Source organism: Micromonospora sp. NPDC048830, assembly GCF_043198215.1.
Taxonomy (GTDB): domain Bacteria; phylum Actinomycetota; class Actinomycetes; order Mycobacteriales; family Micromonosporaceae; genus Micromonospora.
In genome coordinates this window covers 101827-122514 of the sequence record NZ_JBICUP010000005.1, presented here as the reverse complement: position 1 = coordinate 122514, position 20688 = coordinate 101827, and the positions used below count along the sequence as shown (strand labels likewise).

Here is a 20688-nt window from a genome sequence, read left to right as displayed (position 1 = left end):
GCCTCGGGCAGACGGGGCGGGCGGTGAAACCGCGCCGCGCCGGGACCGGGGCCGGCCCGCGCCGGCCCGTGCGTCGGCCTGCAACCCGGGCGCCAGCGCGTGTCGGTCCGGGTGTCAGCGCGTGTCGGTCCGGGTGTCAGCGCGTGTCGGCCCCGGCGTCAGCGCGCGTCGGGCAACACCTTGTCGGCCGCCTCGCTGATCAGCGCCCACGCCTCGTCCACGTGCGCCTGCGTGGTCAGCGGCGAGCCGACCGTGAGGCGCAGCGTGTACCGGCCGTTGACCCGCGTGTGGGTCAGGAACACCCGGCCGGTGGCGTTGACCCGGGACAGCAGCTCCGCGCTGGCCTCGTCCCCGGCGGCCAGCCGGAAGCAGACCAGCGAGAACGGGTGCGGCGCGGCGAGGGCGAACCGCCCGTCGGCCCGCACCCGGTCGGCGAAGCGGGCGGCGAGGGCCACCCCGGAGCGGATGTGCGCCCGCAGCCCCTCCACCCCGTACCAGCGCAGCACGAACCACAGCTTCAGGGCGCGGAACCGGCGGCCCAGCGGCACCTGCCAGTCCCGGTAGTCGATCACCGCACCGGACTCCGTGGCCGCGTTGCGCAGGTACTCCGGCAGCACCGTCAGCGCCTCGATCAGCTCGCCCCGGTCCGCCACCCAGAACGCGTCGCAGTCGAACCCGGTGAGCAGCCACTTGTGCGGGTCGAAGCAGTACGAGTCGGCGTACTCCAGCCCGGCGTGCGACCAGCGCAGCTCCGGGCAGACCGCCGCCGCCCCCGCGTACGCGGCGTCGACGTGCAGCCAGACCCCGTACTCCGCGCAGATCGCGCCGATCTCCGGCACCGGGTCCACGGCGGTGGTGGACGTGGTGCCGATCGTGGCCACCACGATCGCCGGGACGTCCCCGGCCGCCAGGTCCGCCCGGATCGCCTCCCGCAGCGCCTCCGGGCGCATCGCCAGCGTCTCCGGGTCCACCTCGACCACCCGTACGGCGTCGCCGCCGAGACCGGCGATCCGGGCCGCCTTCTCGATCGACGAGTGCCCCTGGGTGGAGGTGTAGACGCGGTACCGGCGGTCGATCCCCGCCTCGCGCCACCGGCCCCCGCCGGCCCGGTGCAGCGCGCCGAGGGTGGCCACCAGGGTCGCCGAGGACGCCGAGTCCTGGATCACCCCGCCGCCCCGGCCCGTCGAGCGGAACCGCTCCGGCAGGTCGAGCAGGCCGGCCAGCCAGTCCAGCATCACCGTCTCCAGCTCGGTGCAGGCCGGACCGGTCGCCCACAGCATGCCTTGCACGCCGATCCCCGCGCTGACCAGGTCGCCCAGCACGCTCGGCCCGGAGGTGTTGGCGGGGAAGTACCCGAAGAACCCGGGATGCTGCCAGTGCGTCAGCCGGGGCGCGACCAGGGCGTCCAGGTCGGCCAGCACGGCCTCCACCGGCTCGCCGTCGACGCTGGGCCCGGCCGGCAGGGCGGCGGCCACCGCCCCCGGCGGGTCCTGCGAGGTGACCGGGCGCTGTCCCAGCGTCGCCCAGTAGTCCGCGATCCAGTCGACGACCGCGTGCCCGGCCCGGCGGAACTCCTCGGGGCTCATGTGCTCAGCCATTCGCCGAGTCGACCAAACCGGGCCGTCGGAGGCAAGGGTCGGGCCGGCGGGACCGGGTGGCAGGCACCGGGCCGCAGCCGCGGAATCCGCACAGCTCCGGCCCGGTGCACCACACCGCAGCACCCCCCGACCCGTCCCGACCGGGAAATGCCGTACCACCACCGGCACCAACGTTAGGCGGCCTCCGCGAAGCGGGGGTGACGCCGGTATGAAGATCGTGTTTCGGGCGTTTCGAGCCGGTGTCCGACCCGTCGTCCGGACGCGGGCCGCCCGGCGCCTGCACAGCTCAGCGGCGCAGGCCGCCCGCCACCTTCTCCGCGATCAGCTCGTACGAGCGCACCCGGTCGGCCACGTCGTACACCGGAGCGGTCAGCATCAACTCGTCCGCCCCGGTCCGCGCCAACAGCCCCGCCAGCTCCCGGCGCACCGTCTCCGGCGACCCCAGCGCCTGCCCCTCGCGCCACTGCGCCACGAACTCCCGCTCCAACTCCGTGTACGGGTACGCCGCCGCCTCGTCCGGCGTGGCCAGCGCCTCCGGCCGCCCCATGCGCAGCCGCAGGAACGACAGCTCCGCCGGCCCCACCAGCCACCGCGCCCGCTCGTCCGTCTCCGCGCAGACCGCGTGGACCGCCACCATCGCGTACGGCTCCGCCAGGAACCGCGACGGCCGGAAGTGCTGCCGGTACAGCGTCAACGCGGGCAGCGTGTTCGCCGGGCTGAAGTGGTGCGCGAACGAGAACGGCAACCCGAGCAGCCCGGCCAGCTGCGCGCTGAACCCGCTCGATCCCAGCAGCCAGATCGCCGGCTGCTCGCCCCGCCCCGGCGTGGCCATGATCGGCCCCGGCCGCTCGCCCGTGAAGTAGTTCATCAGGTCCGCCAGCTCCCGGGGGAAGCCCTCCGCCGACAGCCCCTCCATCGTCCGGCGCAGCGCCAGCGCGGTCATCTGGTCCGTCCCCGGCGCCCGGCCGATGCCCAGGTCGATCCGGCCCGGGTGCAGCGCCTCGAGGGTGCCGAACTGCTCGGCCACCACCAGCGGGGCGTGGTTCGGCAGCATCACCCCGCCCGAACCCAGCCGGATCGTCGAGGTCGCCGCCGCCAGGTGCGCGATCAACACCGCCGGCGCCGAACTGGCGATGGCCGGCATGTTGTGGTGCTCCGCCACCCAGAACCGGTGGTAGCCCAGCTCCTCGGTGCGCCGGGCCAGCTCGGTCGTGTGCCGCAGGGCCTCGCCGGCGCCCGCGCCGGCGGCGACCGGTGCAAGATCAAGAACAGACAACGGTACGTCGATCATGCGACACCCCAACCCGCAGCGCGCCCGAAATGTTCCCGGCCGGGCACGGGTGGCTCACCCCATTCCACGTGCCTGCTCGAAAATCAAACCTGGCCGTGCCGCAGCGCGTGACGCGTCGGGTCAGGACTTCGGGCCGACGTGCCGGTCCAGGGCGGCCACCGCGTCCCGGCGCGCCACCGACAGCGAGTTGCGCCGGTTCATCTTCCAGGCGACGCCGAGCAGGCTCAGCGCCCACTGGCACAGCCCCAGGATGTCGGCGGACTCGTTGGTGAACAGGTAGCGCGGATAGACGTATGCCTTGCCGCGAACCGTGACCCGGTTGCTGACCCGGCAGCCGTCGGAGTGGAACAGGCCGCGCACGAAGTCCCCGGGATGGGCGGTGACGATCTCCCGCTGCCAGTCGGCGAGGATGATGGGGCGCTCGTGCTTCCTGCCGGGCCCGTGCTGCGGCAGCAGACACGGCCAGTGCGTGCCGTAGCTCTGCACACTGATGCAGCCCTGTTGCTGGACGCGCTGCACCTCCATTCCGAGAACCCTCTTCATAGCGTCCGCACAGGCGTCGATCAGGTCGGGCCACGTATCGGCGCAGGAGATGCGCAGCACCGGAACCCGGGCGGTGGTAACCAGGTAGCCGTCACCGAGGTAGAGGCCGAGCAGGTAGGCGTACTGCCCGAGGTCTGTCGGATTGCCAACGTCGGTGCGGCAGCGGAAGCAGCGCAGTGCTGTGCCCTGTGGCTTCGGCTCCGGTCGGATTTTGCACCAGTGCCGGACAGTGGGGTAGGAGACTCCGACGGCGCGGGCGGCCTCCGCGACGGTGGCGCCGGCTAGGTAGAGGCGTCTTGCTCGGGCGCGAATCTCAGGTGGGTGCACGTGCCCAGTTTCGAACGCACGTATGACAGTTTGTGCCCCCGGTGGGATTCGAACCCACACTGTCGGAGGTTTGAGCTCCGTCTCTCTCCCGGTTGGAGTACAGGGGCTTCCGTGATTCGGCACTGACAGAGTACCCACTAGGCTAGGGGCCGCGACACCCGGTACGGCGGTGTCAGTTTGAACTGGTAGGAGAGGCTCGTGGCCGAGATGCAGACGGATGCCGAGCGTAGGCGGGTGTTGATCGCCGAGGACGAGGCGCTCATCCGGCTGGACCTCGCCGAGATGCTCGTCGAGGAGGGCTACGAGGTCGTCGGCGAGGCCGGCGACGGCGAGACGGCCGTCCGGCTCGCTGAGGAGCTGAAGCCTGACCTGGTGATTCTCGACATCAAGATGCCGATCATGGACGGGCTGGCCGCCGCCGAGCGGATCGCCGGCGCCCGGATCGCCCCGGTGATCATCCTGACGGCGTTCAGCCAGCGGGACCTGGTGGAGCGGGCGCGGGCGGCCGGCGCGATGGCGTACCTGGTGAAGCCGTTCCAGAAGAGCGACCTGGTGCCGGCGGTGGAGATCGCGCTGTCCCGGTACGCGGAGATCTCCGCGCTGGAGGCGGAGGTCGCGGGCCTGACCGACCGGCTGGAGATCCGCAAGACGGTCGAGCGCGCGAAGGGCGCGCTGATGACGACGTACGGGATGAGCGAGCCGCAGGCGTTCAAGTGGATCCAGCGCACGGCGATGGACCACCGGATGACCATGAAGGAGGTCGCCGAGCGGATCCTCGCCGAGACCGCCGGCGGCGAGGTGGCCCAGCCGGCGTCCTGACGGCGGAGCCGCGCGGGCCCTCCGGAGGCGCATCCGATCGATACGATCGGATGCGTGCTTCCTCGGTGGCCGCGGGCGGCGCTCGGCGTGCTGGCCGGGTGCGCCGTGCTGCTGGCCGGCTGCCGGTCGGCGGAGCGTCCGGCGCCCTCGGCTGAGCCGGTGCGGCCGGACTGGCGGGCGGTGAACCTGCCGGTGCCGCCGGGCGGGTCGGGGCGGCTGGTGCTGCGCGACGCGGTGGCGTGCGGGGGTCGCTGGTTCGCGGTGGGCGCGGTGGCCGACCCGGCGGGCGGGACGCGGCCGGCGGCGTGGTCGAGCGGGGACGGGGTGTCCTGGTCGGCGCTGCCGGTGCGGGGGGAGACGTTCTACGGCCGGCAGCACGTGCTGTACGTCGCGGCGTGCCGGGACGGCCGGGTGGCGGCGCTGGGCGCGCAGGTCGGCGGGGTGCACGGCAATCCGCGTACGGGCACGTGGTCGCAGGGGCCGGACGGGGCGCTGCGGGAGGTGCCGGCGGCGTTCGAGTTGTTCGGGGGGCCGCGGGCGGTGAGTGCGTCGCGGTTGGCGGCGGGGCCGGGCGGCTGGTTGATCGCGGGGGCGCGGGTCGACGGGGCGGCGGTGTGGGCGTCGCCGGACGCGTCGGGGTTCACGCTGCGCGCGGGGGTCCCGGAGTTGGCGGGCGACGCGCGGGGGCGCACGACGGCGTACGGCGTGGTGGCGGTGGGGTCGGGGTGGCTGGTGGTGGGATCGGTGCTGCCGGCCGGCGGCGCGGCGCTGGCCCCGCTGGCGTGGCGTTCGGCGGACGGGCGGTCGTGGCGGCGGGCGGTGTTGCCGGCGCCGGACGGCGGCGGGCGGGCGGAGCGGGTGGTGCTGTTCGACGGCACGCCGGTGGCGGTGGGGCCGGTGCGGGAGGGCTTCGCGGTGTGGCGGGCGGGGTCGGTGGAGTCGACCTCGGCGGGCCCGGGGGAGCGGGCCGCGGCGGGCCCGGGGGAGCGGGCCGTGAACGGTACGACGCCGGGAGCGGGGGCGGCGTCGGGCGGGACGGTGGAGGGCTGGCGGCGGGTCGGCGGGTTCGGGTCGGTGGGGCCGGGGGTGCTGTCGGTGTCGGGTCTGGTGGCCGCCGGGCGGGGGTTGGTGGCGGTGACGGGTGATGGTGGCGGTCGGCGGGTGTGGCGGTCGGTGGACGGTGGCGGGTCGTGGCGGCCGGTGACGGCGCCGGTGGCCGTGGCGGGGGAGGGTGACGTCGCGGTCGTGGTGCCGGGGGGTGGCGACACGGCGGTGGCGGTGGCGGCGCAGGGGAATCGACTGGTGCTGGTGGCGGACGACGGCCGGGGGGCCCGTGCCTGGTGGGCGGCGTTGGCGGGCGTCGATCGGTAGGGGGTGGACAGGGAAGGCGTCCGTTACCGACGAATGAAAGGCGAAGCTCTCTCGGAACCCGAAGGTTCTTACAGCGATCGTTTCCAGTCCGCCACGGCGTGTAACGGTTCGGTCAACCCCTCTTCGCAGGGCTTTTGTCACGGCTTCCGGGTGGGATAACGTCCCGCCCCAGACCGGCGACGACGGTCTGGTTCGTCCGCCCTGCAAGAGCCAATGAGCGGCGGGTGGTTCGGGCCATGGGATGGAGGAGGGTTCGGGCCTTGAGGCAGAAGCTCGCACGCGTGATCGGCGGGGTCGCCATGCTGGCGCTCGTCGCCGGCGGCACCGCTTGCTCCAGCAGCAGCGACGAGGCGTCTGGCGGCGACGGCTGCGGCAGCAAGATCGGGTTCTTCGGCGCGCTCACCGGCAGCTCCGCCGCGCTGGGCATCAACGAGAAGAACGGCGTCAAGCTCGCGATCGACAAGTACAACAAGGAGAACGCGGACTGCAAGGTCGAGCTCGTCGAGCTGGACTCGCAGGGCAGCCCGGACCAGGCGCCGGGTCTGGCGCAGAAGGCCATCGACGACGCCAAGATCCTGGGCATCGTGGGCCCGGCCTACTCGGGTGAGTCCGAGGCTGCCGGCCCGCTGTTCAACGAGGCCGGCCTCGTCACCATCACCCCCTCCGCGACCAACCCGACCCTGGCCACGAAGGGCTGGAAGACCTTCTTCCGGGCCGTGGGCAACGACCTGAGCCAGGGCCCGGCCGCCGGTGTCTACATCAAGAACGTGATAAAGGCCGACCGGGTGTACGTCATCGACGACCAGTCGGCGTACGGTCAGGGCCTGGCCGACGAGGTCAAGAAGGTGCTCGGCGCGGCGGTCGTCGGCTCGGACAAGGTCCAGGGCGAGGGCAAGCAGACCGAGTTCTCCGCCGTGGTAACCAAGGTCAAGGCGGCCAACGTCAAGGCCGTCTTCTACGGCGGCTACTACCAGGAGGCCGGCCTGATCCGCAAGCAGCTCACCGCTGCCGGGGTCACCGCGCCGCTGGTCGCCGGCGACGGCGTCAACGACGGGGCGTACATCACCTCCGCCGGCCAGGCGGCGGCCGAGGGCACGATCCTCACCTGCCCGTGCCAGCCGGCGGCCGAGGCCCGGGGCACCTTCACCGCGGACTACAAGGCGCTCAACGGTGTCGACCCGGGCACCTACAGCGACACCGCCTACGACGCGGCGAACATCCTGCTGGCGGGCATCAAGGCCGGCAAGACCGACCGCGCGGGCCTGCTGGAGTTTGTGAAGGGCTACAGCGGCGAGGGCGTCGCGGCCAGCTACAAGTTCGTCGAGGGCGGCGAGCTGGACCCGGCGCAGGTCAAGGTCTGGGCGTTCAAGGTCACGGGCGGCAAGGTCGTCCCGGACCAGGAGATCCCCAAGGCCTGACGCCGGTCGCTGCCACAAGCGATTGAGTCGTGATCGCGGGTGCGGCCGGGAGCTCGCTCCCGGCCGCACCTTCTTTTTCTCCAGAGCTGACGGAGCGTCCCTCCCTTGAACTTCGACGACCTGTTCTCCAATTTCGGGGAATACACGACGACCGGCCTGACGCAGGGCGCCATCTACGCCCTGGTCGCGCTCGGGTACACGCTGGTCTACGGCGTGCTCAGACTCATCAACTTCGCCCACTCCGAGGTCTTCATCGCCGGCGCGTTCGCCGCGATCTGGACCTGGAACGGATTCGGCCTCGACCAGGACTCGACGGTGAGCGGGGTCGGCTCGATCCTGTTCTACCTGCTGGTGGCGATGATCGTCGCGGCGATCGCCTCGGCGGGCACCGCCACGGTCATCGAGCGGGTGGCGTACCGGCCGCTGCGTAAGCGCAACGCGCCGCCGCTGGCGTTCCTGATCACCGCGATCGGCGCCTCGATCGCGATCTCCGAGGCGTTCGGCATCTGGACCCGCCGACTGCCGGAGGGCGCGCCGAACCTGGTCAGCACCGAGCCGCTGTTCCACGTCGCCGGTGTGCCGATCGACGCGGTGCAGTTGCTCACGATCGGCGCGGCGCTGGTGATGATGATCGCGCTGGACCTGTTCATCAACCGCAGCCGGGTCGGCCGGGGCATCCGGGCGGTGGCCCAGGACGCCAACACCGCGGCGCTGATGGGCGTGAACAAGGACCGGATCATCCTGATGGTCTTCATCGCCGGCGGCGCGATGGCGGGCGTCGCCGGCCTGCTCTACGACGTGCGGATCCAGACCCTCACCTACAGCGTGGGCTTCCTGCTGGGCCTCAAGGCGTTCACCGCGGCGGTGCTCGGCGGCATCGGCAACCTGCGCGGCGCGCTGCTGGGCGGCCTGTTGCTGGGCGTGATCGAGAACTACGCCTCCGGCCTGTTCGGCAGCCAGTGGAAGGACTTGGCCGCCTTCGCGTTGTTGGTGGTGCTGCTGATGTTCCGGCCGACCGGTCTGCTGGGCGAGTCGCTGGGGAGGGCGCGGGCATGACGACGGTCCTGGAGAAGGTGCGCTCGGGCCGCGAGGCCGTCGGGCAGCGCTGGCACGGCGCGCCGCGCTGGGTGCGCTGGGTGCTGCTGGCGGCGGTGATCGCGTTCTTCTACGCGCTGCCGAACAGGGAGTTCTACCAGTACCTGGGGCCGATCCCGACCCCGGGCGCGAACTTCACGCAGGTGCTGTTCACGGTCTCGATCTACGTGTTGCTGGCGGTCGGGCTGAACATCGTGGTCGGCTTCGCCGGCCTGCTCGACCTGGGCTACTTCGGCTTCTTCGCCGTCGGCGCGTACACGGTGGCGGTGCTGACCTCGCCGAGCAGCGACATCAAGACGCTGTGGCCGTGGCTGGTGGTGGTGCCCATCGCGATCGGCATGACCATGATCTCCGGGGTCGCGCTGGGCACGCCGACCCTGCGCCTGCGCGGCGACTACCTGGCGCTGGTGACCCTCGGCTTCGCCGAGATGATCCGGATCGCGGCGGTCAGCTCGCCGTTCCTGAAGGGGCAGCGGGGCTTCAGCCAGATCCCGCACCCGCCGGGCAAGTACGCCGACGGCAAGCCGTTCTTCGGGGTGCTGGACGCCCGCCCGTACTACTGGCTGGTGCTGACGCTGATCATCCTGGTGGTGATCGGGGTGCGGAACCTGACCCACAGCCGGGTGGGCCGGGCGTGGATCTCCATCCGGGAGGACGAGGACGCGGCGCAGCTGATGGGCGTGCCGACGTTCAAGTTCAAGCTGTGGGCGTTCGCGGCGGGCGCGGCGATCGCGGGCCTGGCGGGCGCGCTGTTCGCGGGCAAGCAGAACTTCGTGAACTCGCAGAACTTCGAGCTGCTCAACTCGATCATCATCCTGGCCGCGGTGATCTTCGGCGGCTCGGGCAACATCGTCGGCGCGATCGTCGGCGGCGGCCTGGTGGCGTACATGATCGAGCGGTTCCGCGGCATCGAGCTGCTCGGCATCGAGCTGTACGAGTGGCGGTTCCTGTTCTTCGGCCTGGTCCTCGTGCTGATGATGATCGTCCGGCCGCAGGGCCTGATTCCGAACCGGCGACGGGCGGCGGAGTTCAAGGACCGCCGCAAGGAGGTGATCGTCGGTGAGTGACACCGAGCAGACCAGGGCCGTTCCGGCCCAGGCGGGCGCGCCCGCCGTCGAGACGGTGCCGCAGCGGGAGCCGCTGGTGGAGGTCGACCACGTCACGCTGCGCTTCGGCGGCGTGGTGGCGCTCAACGACGTCGACTTCACCCTGTACAAGGGGGAGATCCTGGGGCTGATCGGCCCCAACGGCGCCGGCAAGACCACCTGCTTCAACGCGATGACCGGCATCTACCAGCCCACCGAGGGGCAGATCCGGTTCCGCGGCGAGAAGATCAGCGGCAAGCGGCGCCACCAGATCACCCGGATGGGCATGGCGCGGACGTTCCAGAACATCCGCCTGTTCCCGGAGATGACGGCGCTGGAGAACGTCCAGGTGGGCGCGGACGCGCACCACAGGACGAGCGTCATCTCCGCGCTGTTCCGGCTGCCGCGGCACCGTCGGGAGGAGCGCGAGGGCCGGGAGAAGGCCGAGCGCCTGCTGGAGTTCGTCGGCATCCGCAACCGGATGCACGAGTTCGCCCGCAACCTGTCGTACGGCGAGCAGCGGCGGCTGGAGATCGCCCGGGCGCTGGCCACCGACCCGGTGCTGCTGTGCCTGGACGAGCCGGCGGCCGGCTTCAACCCGGCGGAGAAGGAGGAACTGCTCCAGCTCATCCGGCAGATCCGCGACACCGGTGTGACCGTGCTGCTGATCGAGCACGACATGCGCCTGGTGATGGGGGTGACCGACCGGATCGTGGTGCTGGAGTTCGGGAAGAAGATCGCCGAGGGGCTGCCCGCCGAGGTGCGGGACAACCCGAAGGTGATCGCGGCGTACCTGGGGGTACCGGACGATGCTGCTTGAGATCGACGACGTGAGCCTGCTGTACGGGCGGATCCAGGCGCTGCACGGCATCAGCCTGACGGTGGACGAGGGCGAGATCGTGGCCCTGATCGGCGCCAACGGCGCCGGCAAGTCGACCACCATGCGGGCCATCTCCGGGATCCGGCCGATCGCCTCGGGCCGCATCCGGTTCAACGGTGAGGACATCTCCAAGCTCAGGGCGGACCTGCGGGTGCAGCGGGGGCTGTGCCAGGCGCCGGAGGGCCGGGGCATCTTCCCCGGCATGACGGTGCTGGAGAACCTGGACATGGGCGCCTACACCCGGCGCGACCGCGCGGGCATCGCGCAGGACCTGAACCGGGTGCTGGAGCTGTTCCCCCGGCTGGCCGAGCGGCGCAAGCAGCCCGGCGGCACGCTGTCCGGCGGCGAGCAGCAGATGCTGGCGGTGGGCCGGGCGCTGATGAGCCGGCCGAAGCTGCTCCTGCTCGACGAGCCCTCGATGGGGCTGGCGCCGATGCTGATCCAGCAGATCTTCAGCATCATCACCGAGATCAACCAGCAGGGCACCACGATCCTGCTGGTGGAGCAGAACGCCCAGCAGGCCCTGGCCCGGGCGCACCGGGCCTACGTGCTGGAGACCGGCCGGATCGTCAAGTCCGGCACGGGCGCGGAGCTGCTGCACGACCCCTCCGTCAAAGAGGCGTACCTCGGCGTAGCCTGACCGGCCATTCCCCTCAGTTAGGAGTTCCCCTCATGTTCCAGCTCAACGGTGGCCGGCGGGCGGCGCTCGGCGCCGCGGGCGCGGCCGCGCTGCTGCTCTCCCTCGCCGCCTGCGGCGAGGAGGAGGGCACCGAGCAGCCCGGCGCGGGTCCCGCCGTCAGCGCGTCGGCGGACACGTCCCTGGCCGACAAGGTGCCGGCCGCGATCAAGGCCGACGGCAAGATCATCGTGGGCAGCGACACGACGTACGCCCCGGCGGAGTTCCTCGATCAGGACGGCAAGACGGCGATCGGCTTCGACGTGGAGCTGTTCACCGCGGTCGCCCAGAAGCTCGGCCTGAAGGCCGAGTTCGTCTCGGCGCCGTTCGGCGACATCATCACCGGCGTCAACACCAGCAAGTACGAGGTCGGCGTCTCGTCGTTCACGATCAACGACGAACGCAAGGGCCAGGCCAACATGGTCAGCTACTTCCAGGTCGGCACCCAGTGGGTGACCAAGAAGGGCAACCCGGCCGGCGTCACCCTCGACAACGCCTGCGGCAAGAAGATCGCCGTGCAGAAGGACACCGTCCAGGTCGAGGACATCCAGAAGCGGTCCAAGGCGTGCACCGACGCCGGCAAGCCGGCGATCAGCATCGACCAGTTCCCGGGTCAGGACGCCGCGACCGCCGCGGTGGTCTCCGGCAAGGACGACGCGATGCTCGCCGACTACCCGGTCGGCGTGTACGCGGTGACCCAGTCCAACGACGCCCTCGAGCTGCTCGACAAGCAGTACGAGGCCGCGCCGTACGGCTACGTCGTGGCCAAGGACCAGGCGGCGTTCGCCGAGGCCGTCCGGGACGCGACGAAGGCGCTGATCGCCGACGGGTCGTACAAGACGGTGCTGGACAAGTGGAAGGTGGCCGACGGCGCGATCACGGACCCCGCGGTCAACCCGTAACCCGACATGAAGTCCGAGGAAGCGACTACCGTACGGGCGCGGCCGGAGCCGATCCGCGCCGTGCCCGTACGGCACCCGGGGCGCTGGGTCGCGGTGGCCGTGCTGGGCGTGCTGACCGCGATGTTCGTCCACGTGCTGGTCACCAACCAGGCGTTCAACTGGTCGTTCATGGTGGACAAGATGTTCCGCCCGCCGATCATCGAGGGCCTGCTGCGCGGCACCGTGCTGATGACGGTGAGCGCGATGCTGATCGGCGTCACGCTCGGCGTGGTGGTCGCGGTGATGCGGCTGTCCGACAACCCGATCCTGCGCGGGGTGGCCTGGCTCTACACCTGGTTCTTCCGGGCCGTGCCCCGGCTGGTGCTGCTGGCCGTCTTCGGCAACATCGGCATCCTGTGGAGCCGGATCGAGTTCGGGGTGCCGTTCGACACCCAGCTCGGCCAGCTGTTCGGCATCGACAACCTCCAGCTGCGGCTGTTCGGGTTCTCCTCCCGGGACATCCTCACCGGGTTCATGGCCGGCCTGCTGGGGCTCGCGCTGTCCGAGGCCGCCTACATGGCCGAGATCGTCCGGGCCGGCATCCAGTCGGTGGACCCCGGGCAGACCGAGGCCGCGCAGGCGCTCGGCATGAGCCGGGGCCAGCTGCTGCGCCGGGTGGTGCTGCCGCAGGCCATGCGGGTGATCATCCCGCCGACCGGCAACGAGACCATCGCCATGCTCAAGGACACCTCGCTGCTGCTGTACGTGCCGGTGAGCGTCGAGCTGTTCTTCCAGCTCGACGCGGTCGGGAAGCGGACCTTCCAGATCTTCCCGATGTACGTCGCCGCCTGCCTGTGGTACCTGGCGCTGACCAGCGTCCTGCTGGTCGGGCAGTACTTCCTGGAGCGGCACTTCGGCCGCGGATACGGCGCGACCGGCCAGGCGCGGGCGCGGCTGCGTGCCCTCGGCGGGGGTGCGGCCCGATGAGCGAACTGAAGGTTCCCGCGCAGGCGGGCGCCCCGGCCGCCGAGTCGGGCGTGATGGTCCGCGCCGAGCAGGTGCACAAGGCGTTCGGGCCCCTGGAGGTGCTCAGGGGCATCGACCTGGAGGTCCGCGCGGGCGAGGTGTGCTGCCTGCTGGGCCCCTCCGGGTCGGGCAAGTCGACGTTCCTGCGCTGCATCAACCACCTGGAGAAGATCAACGCCGGCCGGATCTGGGTGGACGGCGAGCTGATCGGCTACCAGCAGCGCGGCGGGAAGCTGCACGAGCTGCGGGAGAAGGAGGTGGCCGCGCAGCGCCGGGCGATCGGCATGGTGTTCCAGCGGTTCAACCTGTTCCCGCACATGACGGTGCTGCAGAACGTCATCGAGGCGCCGGTCCTGCTGGGGCGGGAGAAGAAGGCCGCCGCCCGGGAGCGGGCCGCGGCCCTGCTGGACCGGGTGGGGCTCGGCGACAAGCTCGGGGCGTACCCCGGTCAGCTCTCCGGCGGGCAGCAGCAGCGGGTGGCGATCGCCCGGGCGCTGGCGATGCAGCCGAAGCTGATGCTGTTCGACGAGCCGACCAGCGCGCTCGACCCGGAGCTGGTGGGCGAGGTCCTGGACGTGATGAAGGACCTGGCCCGCGACGGCATGACGATGATCGTGGTGACCCACGAGATCGGCTTCGCCCGGGAGGTCGGCGACTCGCTGGTCTTCATGGACGGCGGCGTGGTGGTCGAGTCGGGCAACCCGCGCGAGGTGATCGCCGACCCGAAGCACGAGCGGACCAAGGCGTTCCTGGCCAAGGTTCTGTAGGCCGGGTCCCGGCGCGGGCACGCCCGCGCCGGGACGTGCCGCTGTGCGGGACTGTCAGAGCGGCGGGCTAGAGTCGCTGCGTGACAGCTACGACGCCGCGCCTGCTCCTCGTCGACGGACACTCCCTGGCATACCGGGCGTTCTTCGCCCTGCCGGTGGAGAACTTCTCGACCACGACAGGGCAGCCGACGAACGCCGTCTACGGCTTCACCTCGATGCTGATCAACGTGCTGCGCGACGAGCAGCCGACGCACATCGTCGTCGCCTTCGACGTGTCCCGCCGCTCCTTCCGCACCGAGAAGTACGCGGAGTACAAGGCGGGCCGCAGCGAGACCCCGACGGACTTCAAGGGCCAGGTCAGCCTGGTCAAGGAGGTCCTGGCCGCGCTGCGCATCCCGTTCGTGGAGCAGGAGGGCTACGAGGCCGACGACCTCATCGCCACCCTCGCCTGCCAGGCCCGTGACCAGGGCATGTCGGTGCTCATCACCACCGGCGACCGGGACGCGTTCCAGCTCGTCGACGACTCGATCACCGTGCTCTACCCGCGTAAGGGCGTCTCCGACCTGGCCCGGATGGACGCCGCCGCCGTCGAGGCGAAGTACGGCGTCGGCCCGCAGCGCTACCGCGACCTCGCCGCCCTGGTCGGCGAGACCAGCGACAACCTGCCCGGCGTCCCCGGCGTCGGGCCGAAGACCGCCGCCAAGTGGATCAACATGTACGGCGGGGTCGAGGGCGTCGTGGCGCGCGCCGACGAGATCAAGGGCAAGGCCGGCGACAACCTGCGCGAGCGGCTGGCCGACGTGATCCGCAACTACGAGATCAACTGCCTGGTCTCCGACCTGGAGCTGCCGATCCGCCCGGAGGACGCCCGCTGGGCCGGGTGGGACCGGGAGGCCGTGCACCAGGTCTTCGACACGCTGGAGTTCCGCATCCTGCGCGACCGCCTCTACCAGTACCTGGAGGCCGTGGAGCCGGAGGCCGAGGCCGGGTTCGACCTGACCGGCGAGGTGCTCACCGAGCCCGGCGCGCTGGCCGGCTGGCTGGCGGCGCACGCCCCGGCCGGCACCCCCGTCGGGGTGGCGGTCAAGCTCGACACCGGCCCCAACCGGCGGCACACCGCCTCGGTGCTCGGCCTGGCGCTCGCCACCGCCGGGGGCGCCGCGGTCTGGTTCGACCCGGCCCGCCTCGACCCGGCCGACGAGTCGGCCCTGGCCGCCTGGCTGGCCGACGCCGGGCGCCCCAAGGTGCTGCACGACAGCAAGCCCGCCGTGCTCGCGTTCGCCACGCACGGCTGGTCGCTGGACGGGATCGCCCGCGACACCCAGATCGCCGCGTACCTGGCCCGTCCCGACCAGCGCTCGTACGACCTGACCGACCTCGCGCTGCGCTACCTGCACCGCGAGCTGCGGGTCGATACCCCGGACACCGGCCAGCTCACCTTCGAGGGGCTGGGCAACGACGGCGAGGTCGAGCAGAACCTGATGCTCCAGGCCCGGGCCACCCTCGACCTGGCCGACGCGATCGACGCCGAGCTGTCCCGCGACGGTGAGCAGTCCGCGCGGCTGATGGCCGGGGTGGAGCTGCCCCTGATGCGGGTCATCGCCGGCATGGAGGGCATCGGCATCGCCGCCGACACGCAGTACCTGTCGGAGCTGGAGGCGCACTTCGCCGCCGAGGTGAAGGCCGCCGCGCAGGGCGCGTACGCCGCCGTGGGGCGCGAGTTCAACCTGGGCTCACCCAAGCAGCTCCAGGAGATCCTCTTCGGCGAGCTGGGCCTGCCCAAGACCAAGAAGATCAAGACCGGCTACACCACCGACGCGGACGCGTTGCAGTGGCTGTACGCGCAGAACCCGCACCCGGTCCTGGAGCACCTGCTGCGGCACCGGGACGTGGCCAAGCTCAAGTCGACCGTCGACGGCCTGCTCAAGTCGGTCTCCGAGGACGGGCGCATCCACACCACGTTCAACCAGACCGTGGCGGCCACCGGGCGGCTCTCCTCGACGGAGCCGAACCTGCAGAACATCCCGATCCGCACCGAGGAGGGCCGGCGCATCCGGCGCGCCTTCGTGGTGGGGGAGGGCTACGACTGCCTGCTCACCGCCGACTACAGCCAGATCGAGATGCGGCTCATGGCGCACCTGTCGTCGGACGACGCGCTGATCGAGGCGTTCAACTCCGGCGCCGACTTCCACGCCGCGACCGCCTCGTCGGTCTTCGGGGTGCCGGTCGGGGAGGTAACCGCCGACCAGCGACGCAAGATCAAGGCGATGAACTACGGCCTGGCGTACGGGCTGAGCGCGTTCGGCCTGTCCCAGCAGCTCGGCATCAGCGCCGAGGAGGCGCGCGGGCTGATGGACAACTACTTCGCCGGCTTCGGTGGGGTCCGCGACTACCTGCACGAGGTGGTCGCCCGGGCCCGCCACGACGGCTACACCTCGACCATCCTGGGCCGCCGGCGATACCTTCCCGACCTGGTCAGCGACAACCGGCAGCGCCGGGAGATGGCCGAGCGGATGGCGCTCAACGCCCCGATCCAGGGCTCCGCGGCCGACATCATCAAGGTCGCCATGCTGCGCGTCGACGCCGCGCTGCGCGAGGCCGGGCTGCGCTCCCGGATGCTGCTGCAGGTGCACGACGAACTGGTCTTCGAGGTCGCCCCGGGCGAGCGGGAGCCCCTGGAGGCGCTCGTGCGCCGGGAGATGGGCGGGGCGTACCCGCTGTCGGTGCCGCTGGAGGTCTCCGTCGGCGAGGGCCGCGACTGGAACAGCGCCGGCCACTGACCCGCCCGCCGCCGGTCCCGCCCGCTCTCCATGTCGGCGACATGGCGGTATCCGGGTCGCCCGGACCCCGCCATGTCGCCGACATGGCGCTCGATCTACCGGCCCGGTCCCCGGCGCTCCTTCGGCGGGGCGCCGTGCCGCTCCAGGGCCCGGCGGGACGGGCCGCCCGGCGGCGGCAGCGGGGCCTTGAGTGGGTCGTGGCCCCAGTTCATCAGCGACCACCGCCACTTCGTGGCGCGTACGTCGCCCGAGGGGCGCTGTGCCATGTGCCGGCGGACGTACCCGATGACCTTGCGCATGTGCTTGAAGTCCGCCTCCGACAGCTCGGAGCGCCTGCGGCGCAACAGGCCCACGATCCGCCGGCCCGACTCGTGTCCGACCGACTCCCCGCTCGCCTTGCCCTTCCTGCGCCAGCCGACGTGCTGGGACTCCTCGGTCTCCAGCCACCTCGACAGCTCGCCGGGCCTCATGTTCACCGCCTCGGTGAACTCGCGGTACGTGTCCCGGCCCTGGTCACCCTTCCTCACGGCGCAGCACCTCCGGCCTGTGCGCGACGTCCCGGCCCGAGTCGTCGTTGCGGATGCGGTACTGCGGGTGCTCCGGGGACGCGTTGACCGTGTGCCCCCGCACGTGCGTCCGGTCGATCAGCTTCTCCTTGACCACGCCGTGCGCCCGGCCGCTGTGGCTGGCCCAGGAGACGTGGTCGCCCTCGCGGAACTCCTTCTCGGCCATGCCCGCCGGGTACCCGGCGTCGCTGCCCGGAAACTGCCCGCTCGGTCAGGAGGTGATCTCGGCAGCCTGAGGCCGAGCGGCGCGTCGACCAGCCCGAGGCCGAACGGCCGGGTCGACGGCGTGCGGCCCACGCCGCGGGTGCGATCGGGTCAGGCCGCCGGCTTCTCGGCGACGAAGATCGCGGTGCCGGGGAAGAGGCGTCCGCGCAGCGGGCTCCGCTGTCGCACCTACTCGACCCAACGGACCGAGAACCCTCCGATCGCGCGGATGACCGGGATCGCCGACAGCAGGTAAACGCCTCATGCGTCTGTCGGCCCTACCTGGTCACCCGGTCGCGCGGCACGCCTGATCGTCGCGGGTTCCTGGAGGACCACATCGCCGTCGTTGGCAGGAAGGGGTATCCACCCCTTGTCAGGGTCGGCCAGGAGCAGTGTGGCCGCCGGCTGGGATCGAACCCACGACAGGATCTCCTCCCGCGTTCCCTCCCGAGTTTCGATACCGGCGACCTCCCCATTCTCCCCGGGTGGGTCGAAGGGGTCTTCCCACGTAGCGGTCCAGACCGTGCGGCGTACCCGTTCACCGGTCCCACTCAGGTAAACGTAGATGGTCCCGTGCCCGGGGCGGGGCGTGCCGATGCGTTGCTCAGGTGCCGCCTCCGTCAGTTCGGGTGCCCAGCGACGTTGTACGTTGCGGGATTCAGCCATGTCTCTCATGGTGGCACGCCCTATGGACGGCAAGTCACGAATCAGCGGAGGCTGGCGGCCGACGAGGAAGGAGCGCGGCGGGGGCTAACTGCATGGATGCGTACGGGGGCTACAGCAGTCCTGCGGGTCAACTCTGCCGGCATCCTCGCCAAGGTAGGAGCGGCCGAGCTGGGCGATGCCGCAATCTCCGCCATCCGCAGCGATCAAGACGCCCGCCATCTCTACGTCACCGCCGTCGCCAGCCGAGTCTTGGAACTGCCATGGGAGCGAGCAGCGCACCTATCCGGCGCGACAACTCAAGCAGCCGGGCGGACGTTTGGCGAGAGTAACGACACAAGAGGATGGGCATCGCAACGGCTCGCCGCCGAGCTTGCGAATGGCCGCGACGCTGCCGCCCGATGGTGCAGCGCTGTACTGCTCGCCAACTGCATAGATGTCGAGGATGCTCGGACCCGATCCGCTCTCATGTCCGCCGTGCAGCACGAAAAGTGCCGTGAGAACCTGCGAGCATATGCGGCTGTGCTGGCAGGCGTCACCCCTCTAGCGATTGGATAGGCAAATGAAGCTGTTGCGCGTCAAGCCCGGTGAAGAGGTAATCGAGACGCTCACTCGACGGGCTGCAGAAGAGGGGATAACGAATGGCGCTATCGTCTCTCTCATCGGCGCCGTCGATGAGTGCGCAATCAGCAACATGCTCGCGGACGACGCAGGTGCAGATATCGTCAACGAGTATCGTCAGCCGCTTGAACTGAGCGGCACGGGAGAAATTCGGGACGGCAAAGTCCATGTGCATGTAGTCCTCGGCCGAGAGGGCGACAACGCACTTGCCGGCCACCTGCACCGGGCGCGGGTCGAAACCTTCTTCGTGCACGCATACACCATCGCGTTGCAGGAGGGGTAACCAGCGAGCCCCAGCCGTGATGGGACGACGGCACGCCGGGACCGTCGGCCCACAGCAGCGCCCAGCCGTCGCCCCGTCGCCAACTCACCGCTCCCGGTACAGCTTCACAAGAGCCGCGTGGATGGCCGGCACTGCTTCGGCCGGGTGATGGTCGGGAGGCAGATTCTTGATAGCCGCGTAGACCGCCTCATCGATGTCTTTCACGGTTAGGCCGTCGGGTAGACGCTGGAACCAGCGGTAGCCGGTCGGCCGCTCCGGCAATCCAAGGTCATGCAAATACGAGTTCGCAGCCTCGTCGATGATCGCTTGATCCTCCGACGTGCGTGGAGTGCGAAACGTGCGCTCTCCGGTGCTGTCGCTGACGGTCACCTCGACTTGGTGTTGCCGGCTCTCTGCGTACCGAGCCAGGGTGGAGGGGTCGGCGAGGTAGCCCAGCATGGCATCCCAGCCCGACTCGCTCAGTTCCCAATATCGCCCATGCGGGGTGTCGATGACGTCGCGGCGGTCGGAGGAGTCCGGCGGTGAACCGGGCAGCGGCTGAGCCGTGTTCCAAGCGTTCGGTACGGCGCTGGTGTCGTCCATGCTGTTCCTCGGAGGCGTAGCTATTGCATGGTCCCGGCCTCACCGGGAGAGGTCGGGACCATGGTCACACATCTGTATTCACCTGTGATGGTATGACTTCGGATCGGGTGGGATCAGAACTTGCAGGGGTCGGACCCGTAGCACTTGAAGCGCGCCGTCTCCAACGCGGGCGCGGTGCGGGCGGAGTAGCCGGCGGGGGTGAAGTCGGTGTTGAAGGCCGCGTAGTACGCGGCGGAGTTGACCAGGTTGTTGCCGTAGATGGTGGGGCTGTTCCAGCGCCATGCGCCGCTGGAGATGCGACCGGGGTAGAGGGCGTGGTCACCGCAGTCGGCGTCGGGCCACAGATCGATGACCTGGTAGCAGTTGATCCAGGAGTCGCTGAATGTCAGCGACGGGCCGAGGTCCCAAATCAGCGAGACGGTCCACCGGCCGCGCCGCCCCTGGAGACTGTTGCGAATGATCACATCGAAGCTGCCGATGACGCCGCTGCTGTTGCCGTAGACGGCATTGCCCTTCGTCTCACCAATGTAGCGCGAGGCGTCGATGACGCGGTGACAGGTGCCGCTGCTCTCGCACCAGGTGTCGTAGTCGTCCGCGAGGGCGAACGTCGGGGCCGGTGCCGGGGCGGTGGTGGCGGCGACGGGCGTGAAGGTGGTGGTGGGAGTGCCGTGGGCGTCGCGGCGAGTGCTGCTCAGGCCGGCGCTCGTGCAGCTCCACTCCGCTGCCTTCTGCTGCATGGCCAGCGCGATGCACGGCGCGAGCACCGTCTGAGCGCCGTCGTAGGTGTTCTTACCGTCCGGACTCGCCAGCGCCGGAGCTTCCATCGCCGTCACGCCGAGTACGACGACGAGAAGGCCGGCGACGATTGCGCCGCCCCTTCTGAGACTACGGATGTTCACGCTTTCTCCTCTCACACAACTACCGATGAATGCGATTGCGAGAATCCTTGCGACATGCCGAACATTGAATCAATGCTTTGTCGCCTTGCTGACATATATCAACGAACCTCCATTGACGCAAAACGGAATTGCCGCGCGGGCGCAATCGAATCCCGGCGGCGAAATAGCCTTCAGTCCAATTAGACGGCCTAGCCTCTCTCCCCCTGTCGCAACTTCGGCCACCCCAAGCTTTGCGTCCCCATACGGCCATGGATGGCCGCAGGCAGAGCACGACACAGCCAAATCGGCCGGATCGGCGTATGCGGCCGACGCG

19 protein-coding genes and 1 tRNA gene are annotated in these 20688 nt (G+C 70.6%); 12 read left to right on the top strand and 8 right to left on the bottom strand.

Annotation, left to right across the window (positions count from 1 at the left end):
- Nucleotides 1-158 precede the first annotated feature (158 nt).
- From ACGFIZ_RS07090 to ACGFIZ_RS07075, 4 genes are all read right to left on the bottom strand, one after another.
- Entirely contained in the window at nucleotides 159-1598 is a 1440-nt protein-coding gene (locus ACGFIZ_RS07090) for a pyridoxal-dependent decarboxylase (protein WP_393416659.1), read from the bottom strand.
- Nucleotides 1599-1884: 286 nt separating this feature from the next.
- Nucleotides 1885-2889, bottom strand: a complete 1005-nt coding sequence (locus ACGFIZ_RS07085; RefSeq protein WP_393416657.1) for an LLM class flavin-dependent oxidoreductase — start codon at nucleotides 2887-2889, stop codon at nucleotides 1885-1887.
- A 120-nt stretch (nucleotides 2890-3009) separates the two neighbouring features.
- A complete protein-coding gene (locus ACGFIZ_RS07080) occupies nucleotides 3010-3759 on the bottom strand; it encodes a helix-turn-helix domain-containing protein (protein WP_393416655.1) in 750 nt (249 codons plus the stop codon).
- A gap of 33 nt (nucleotides 3760-3792) precedes the next feature.
- Nucleotides 3793-3866 (bottom strand) — tRNA-Leu (locus tag ACGFIZ_RS07075).
- Between the two features lie 91 nt (nucleotides 3867-3957).
- Between ACGFIZ_RS07075 and ACGFIZ_RS07070 the strand changes: the two genes are divergently transcribed.
- The 11 genes from ACGFIZ_RS07070 to polA all read left to right on the top strand — a co-directional run bounded on the left by ACGFIZ_RS07070 (nucleotide 3958) and on the right by polA (nucleotide 16557).
- Nucleotides 3958-4578: an ANTAR domain-containing response regulator gene (locus ACGFIZ_RS07070; RefSeq protein ID WP_393416653.1), complete on the top strand. Its 621-nt coding sequence runs from the start codon at nucleotides 3958-3960 to the stop codon at nucleotides 4576-4578.
- 54 nt (nucleotides 4579-4632) lie between these two features.
- Nucleotides 4633-5949 carry a hypothetical protein gene (locus tag ACGFIZ_RS07065; RefSeq protein ID WP_393416651.1) on the top strand — a complete coding sequence of 439 codons (1317 nt, stop codon included), beginning with the start codon at nucleotides 4633-4635 and terminating at the stop codon, nucleotides 5947-5949.
- A 260-nt stretch (nucleotides 5950-6209) separates the two neighbouring features.
- Nucleotides 6210-7367 carry a branched-chain amino acid ABC transporter substrate-binding protein gene (locus tag ACGFIZ_RS07060; RefSeq protein ID WP_393416649.1) on the top strand — a complete coding sequence of 386 codons (1158 nt, stop codon included), beginning with the start codon at nucleotides 6210-6212 and terminating at the stop codon, nucleotides 7365-7367.
- Between the two features lie 105 nt (nucleotides 7368-7472).
- Complete coding sequence (locus tag ACGFIZ_RS07055; protein ID WP_393416647.1) at nucleotides 7473-8423, top strand: branched-chain amino acid ABC transporter permease; 951 nt, start codon at nucleotides 7473-7475, stop codon at nucleotides 8421-8423.
- On the top strand, nucleotides 8420-9529 hold the full coding sequence (locus ACGFIZ_RS07050; protein WP_393416645.1) for a branched-chain amino acid ABC transporter permease: 1110 nt from the start codon (nucleotides 8420-8422) through the stop codon (nucleotides 9527-9529). The genes ACGFIZ_RS07055 and ACGFIZ_RS07050 overlap by 4 nt, the downstream gene beginning before the upstream one ends.
- Nucleotides 9522-10367, top strand: a complete 846-nt coding sequence (locus tag ACGFIZ_RS07045; RefSeq protein WP_393416643.1) for an ABC transporter ATP-binding protein — start codon at nucleotides 9522-9524, stop codon at nucleotides 10365-10367. The genes ACGFIZ_RS07050 and ACGFIZ_RS07045 overlap by 8 nt, the downstream gene beginning before the upstream one ends.
- A complete protein-coding gene (locus tag ACGFIZ_RS07040; protein WP_393416641.1) occupies nucleotides 10357-11067 on the top strand; it encodes an ABC transporter ATP-binding protein in 711 nt (236 codons plus the stop codon). The genes ACGFIZ_RS07045 and ACGFIZ_RS07040 overlap by 11 nt, the downstream gene beginning before the upstream one ends.
- Before the next feature lie 32 nt (nucleotides 11068-11099).
- On the top strand, nucleotides 11100-12005 hold the full coding sequence (locus ACGFIZ_RS07035) for an ABC transporter substrate-binding protein (protein WP_393416639.1): 906 nt from the start codon (nucleotides 11100-11102) through the stop codon (nucleotides 12003-12005).
- 6 nt (nucleotides 12006-12011) lie between these two features.
- Entirely contained in the window at nucleotides 12012-12971 is a 960-nt protein-coding gene (locus tag ACGFIZ_RS07030) for an amino acid ABC transporter permease (protein WP_393416637.1), read from the top strand.
- A 53-nt stretch (nucleotides 12972-13024) separates the two neighbouring features.
- The gene (locus ACGFIZ_RS07025; RefSeq protein WP_393416857.1) at nucleotides 13025-13777 is read left to right on the top strand and encodes an amino acid ABC transporter ATP-binding protein; all 753 of its coding nucleotides are present in this window, start codon (nucleotides 13025-13027) and stop codon (nucleotides 13775-13777) included.
- Between the two features lie 80 nt (nucleotides 13778-13857).
- The gene (gene polA, locus ACGFIZ_RS07020) at nucleotides 13858-16557 is read left to right on the top strand and encodes a DNA polymerase I (protein WP_393416635.1); all 2700 of its coding nucleotides are present in this window, start codon (nucleotides 13858-13860) and stop codon (nucleotides 16555-16557) included.
- A 95-nt stretch (nucleotides 16558-16652) separates the two neighbouring features.
- Here the strand turns inward: polA and ACGFIZ_RS07015 are convergent, their stop codons facing one another.
- Together ACGFIZ_RS07015 and ACGFIZ_RS07010 are read right to left on the bottom strand one after the other, a co-directional pair.
- Nucleotides 16653-17084 carry a DUF3140 domain-containing protein gene (locus ACGFIZ_RS07015; protein ID WP_393416633.1) on the bottom strand — a complete coding sequence of 144 codons (432 nt, stop codon included), beginning with the start codon at nucleotides 17082-17084 and terminating at the stop codon, nucleotides 16653-16655.
- Entirely contained in the window at nucleotides 17071-17289 is a 219-nt protein-coding gene (locus ACGFIZ_RS07010) for a DUF2945 domain-containing protein (protein WP_347669543.1), read from the bottom strand. Before ACGFIZ_RS07010 ends, ACGFIZ_RS07015 begins: the two co-directional genes overlap by 14 nt.
- 1263 nt (nucleotides 17290-18552) lie before the next feature.
- On the opposite strand from ACGFIZ_RS07010, the gene ACGFIZ_RS07005 reads away from it, so the two are divergent.
- The gene (locus ACGFIZ_RS07005) at nucleotides 18553-18894 is read left to right on the top strand and encodes a PPC domain-containing DNA-binding protein (RefSeq protein ID WP_393416631.1); all 342 of its coding nucleotides are present in this window, start codon (nucleotides 18553-18555) and stop codon (nucleotides 18892-18894) included.
- Between the two features lie 84 nt (nucleotides 18895-18978).
- Here ACGFIZ_RS07005 and ACGFIZ_RS07000 read toward each other — a convergent pair whose 3' ends face one another.
- Entirely contained in the window at nucleotides 18979-19476 is a 498-nt protein-coding gene (locus ACGFIZ_RS07000; protein WP_393416629.1) for a DUF5956 family protein, read from the bottom strand.
- Nucleotides 19477-19589: 113 nt separating this feature from the next.
- Nucleotides 19590-20375 (bottom strand): hypothetical protein, encoded by a 786-nt coding sequence (locus tag ACGFIZ_RS06995; protein ID WP_393416627.1) that lies wholly within the window; start codon nucleotides 20373-20375, stop codon nucleotides 19590-19592.
- Nucleotides 20376-20688: the final 313 nt, after the last annotated feature.